The 3,384-nt window shown below is 72.0% G+C and carries 3 protein-coding genes; 1 reads left to right on the top strand and 2 read right to left on the bottom strand.

All coding sequences use genetic code 11. The annotated features are described in order from the left end of the window. Positions 1–824: dihydroxy-acid dehydratase (locus RMO85_RS09930; protein ID WP_310528566.1), on the bottom strand; the 824-nt coding region annotated here is incomplete at its 3' end. Beyond that, positions 821–2,335, bottom strand: coding sequence for a glucose-6-phosphate dehydrogenase (gene zwf / locus RMO85_RS09925; RefSeq protein WP_310528565.1), 1,515 nt, complete (start codon positions 2,333–2,335; stop codon positions 821–823). The genes RMO85_RS09930 and zwf, both read right to left, overlap by 4 nt. A gap of 92 nt (positions 2,336–2,427) precedes the next feature. On the opposite strand from zwf, the gene RMO85_RS09920 reads away from it, so the two are divergent. Then, the coding region (locus tag RMO85_RS09920) for an ROK family transcriptional regulator (protein WP_310528564.1) at positions 2,428–3,384 on the top strand (957 nt) is incomplete at its 3' end.

Raw genomic sequence — 3,384 nt, 5'->3', positions numbered from 1 at the left:
CCGGCGTGGGTGATGGCCACCGCGCGCTCGCCGGCCGCGCGGTCGAGCGCGGCGCGCAGGGGAGTGCCGGGGTTGACGAAGGTCGCGTCGGGCAGGTGCAGCCCCATCACCTCCATCAGCATCTGGTTGCTGTTGGCGGTGCCGTAGAAGGTGCACGTGCCCGGGGAGTGGTAGGAGGCCGACTCGGCCTCGAGCAGCTCCTCGCGGCCCACCTTGCCCTCGGCGTACAGCTGGCGCACCCGCGCCTTCTCGCCGTTGGGCAGACCCGAGGTCATCGGCCCGGCCGGCACGAAGACGGTCGGCAGGTGACCGAAGGACAGGGCGCCGATCAGCAGCCCGGGCACGATCTTGTCGCAGACGCCGAGCATCATCACGGCGTCGAACATGTCGTGCGAGAGCGCGATGGCGGTCGACATCGCGATCAGGTCCCGGCTGAAGAGAGAGAGCTCCATCCCGGCGCGACCCTGGGTGATGCCGTCGCACATCGCGGGCACGCCGCCGGCGAACTGCGCGAGGCCACCGGCGCGCACGATGGACTTCTTGAGCACCTCCGGGACGTCGCGGAAGGGTTGGTGGGCCGAGAGCATGTCGTTGTACGACGACACGATGGCCACGTTGGGCTTGCGACCCGAGCGCAGGCCGGTCTTCACCGGCTCCTCGCTGGCCGCGAAGCCGTGGGCGAGGTTGGCGCACGCCAGCTTGCCGCGCGCCGGTCCGGTGTCGGCGGCCGCGTCGATGCGGGCGAGGTAGGCCGCGCGGGTGCCGGCGCTGCGCCGGACGATCCGGGCGGTCACCTCGGCGACGGTGGGGTTGAGGGTGTTCATTCGGTCTCCTGCCAGGATCGGCCGTCGCGCTCGAGGAGCGTGGCGGCAGCAACGGGGCCGTACGTGCCGGCGGGATAGCGGCGGGGTCGGTGCCCGGGGCCCGCCCAGCGTTCGAGGATCGGCGCCACCCACGCCCAGGCCGCCTCCACCTCGTCGCGGCGCATGAAGAGCGTGGTGTTGCCGCGGACCACATCCATCAGCAGCCGCTCGTAGGCGTCGGGGGAGCGGCCGCCGAAGGCTGCCGCATAGCTGAGGTCCAGCGAGACCGGCCGTAGCCGGATGCCGCCGGGACCGGGCTCCTTGGCGGTCATATGCAGGCGCATGCCTTCGTCGGGCTGCACCCGGATGTGGAGCCGGTTGGCCTCATTGGTGCCTTCGCTGTGGGGGAACATCGCGTGCGGCGGCTCCTTGAAGACCACGACGATCTCCGAGAGCCGCTCGGGCATCCGCTTGCCGGTGCGCAGGTAGAACGGCACCCCCGCCCAGCGCCAGTTCTGCACCTCGGTGGTGAGGGCGACGAAGGTCTCGGTGTCACTCGCGTGGCCGACCTCGTCGGCGTACGACGGCGCCGCGGCCCCCTCGCACAGGCCGGCTGCATACTGCCCCGCGACGGTGTCGCGGTCGACGAGCTCGGGGGTCATCGGGCGCAGGGCCTGGAGGACCTTGAGCTTCTCGTCCCGGACGGTCTCGCGGTCGATGTACGTCGGCGGCTCCATGGCGACCAGGCACAGGAGCTGGAGCAGGTGGTTCTGCACCATGTCGCGCAGCGCGCCGGAGCGGTCGTAGTAGGACCCGCGCTCGCCGACACCGAGCGACTCCGAGACGGTGATCTGCACGTGGTCGACCCAGCGGCTGTTCCACAGCGGCTCGAGGAAGGTGTTGGCGAAGCGCGTGACCAGCAGGTTCTGGACGCTCTCCTTGCCGAGGTAGTGGTCGATGCGGAAGATGTGCGACTCCTCGAAGACCCGGCCCACGGCCCGGTTGACCTCCTCGGCCGACGCGAGATCGCTGCCGATCGGCTTCTCGAGCACGACCCGGGAACGCTCGCTGGCCAGGCCGACCTGGTCGAGGTGCTCGCAGATCGGGCCGAAGAGCGCGGGCGCGACGGCCAGGTAGAAGACGCGGATGACGTCCTCGCCGGCCGCGCCGTCCTTGAGCCGGTCGTGGAGGCGGTGCCAGGCGCCCACGTCCTCGACGTCCAAGGTGACGTGGTGGAGCCGCGCCAGCAGCCGCTCGACGACCGCGGCGGCCAGCTCGTCGGCGGGCACGTGCTCGGCGAGCGCCTGGGCCACCATCTCGCGGTAGCCCGCGTCGTCGGCCTCGGAGCGGGAGACGCCGATGATTCGGAAGCCGTCAGGGAGCTGGCCGTCGCGGTCGCGGAGGTAGAGCGCAGGGAGCAGTTTGCGCAGTGCGAGGTCGCCGGTCCCGCCGAAGACGGTGAAGTCGCACGGCTCCACGGGAGTGGCGTGGTGAGGCGACGGGTCGGGTGGGCCGACCGAAGGTCCGTTCATGTCGGATCACGGTACGCATCATTAGGCACGAAAGCAACGGAACTTCGGTTCTTTGGAGGCTTAAGTCAATCGGTGCTTGAATGCCGGGCACCATGACTGTTCCTCCCCGCGCCCCGACGAGCGGCCCGGGCGCACTCCCAGGCGCCACGGCCGGTGACCTCCTCGACCTGATCCGGTCCGGGCGTGCCACCACCCGGGGTGAGTTCGGCCGGCTGACCGGGCTGTCGCGTACGGCGGTCAGCGCCCGACTGGCGTCCCTGGTCGCGGCCGGGCTGGTGCTCGAGGGCGACGAGGAGTCGGCGACCGGCGGTCGACCGGCCTCGACACTGGTCCTCAACCGTGACGCCGGGCTGGTGCTGGGAGTCGCGATCGGACGCAGCCGGTCGCAGATGTCGGTGCGCGCCCTGGACGGCACCGAGCTTGCCTCGACCAGCCATGACCAGGAGGTCGGCCTGGGGCCTGACGTGCTCCTGCCGGTCGTCGCCGAGCAGCTGGCCTCGATGTTGGCGGGGCTGGGCCGCTCGGGTGACGAGGTCCGGGGCGTGGGCCTCTCCCTGCCCGGCATCGTGGACCGGGAGCGCGGGGTGAGCGTGGACTCCGCGGCCCTGGGCGGCTGGGACGGGGTCTCGCTGGCGCCCTACCTCCGAGACGTGACCACCGCCCCCCTGGTTGTCGACAACGACTGCAACGTGATGGCCCTCTCCGAGCGGGACGGCCACCTGCTCGAGCACGACGACGTGCTCGTGCTCAAGGCGTCCACAGGGCTCGGCCTCGGGATCGTGGCGGGCGGCGCCCTCGTGCGCGGCCACCTGGGCGCGGCCGGCGAGCTCGGCCACGTCAAGGTCGCGGCCGCCGAGGGCCTGCGCTGTCGCTGCGGCGACGTCGGGTGCCTCGAGGCGGTCGCCGGCGGGTGGGCCCTGGTCGAGCGGCTGCGCGGCGAGGGGCAGGAAGTGCACCACGTCCGCGACCTCGTGGCGCGGGCCGTGCACGGCCAGGGTGCGGCGCGGGCGATCGTGCGCGAATCGGGTCGCCGGGTGGGCGTGGCGCTG

The organism is Nocardioides sp. (assembly GCF_031422975.1).
Taxonomy (GTDB): domain Bacteria; phylum Actinomycetota; class Actinomycetes; order Propionibacteriales; family Nocardioidaceae; genus Nocardioides.
The sequence above is the reverse complement of the archived record's forward strand: the minus strand, read 5'-3'. Positions and strand labels throughout refer to the sequence as shown.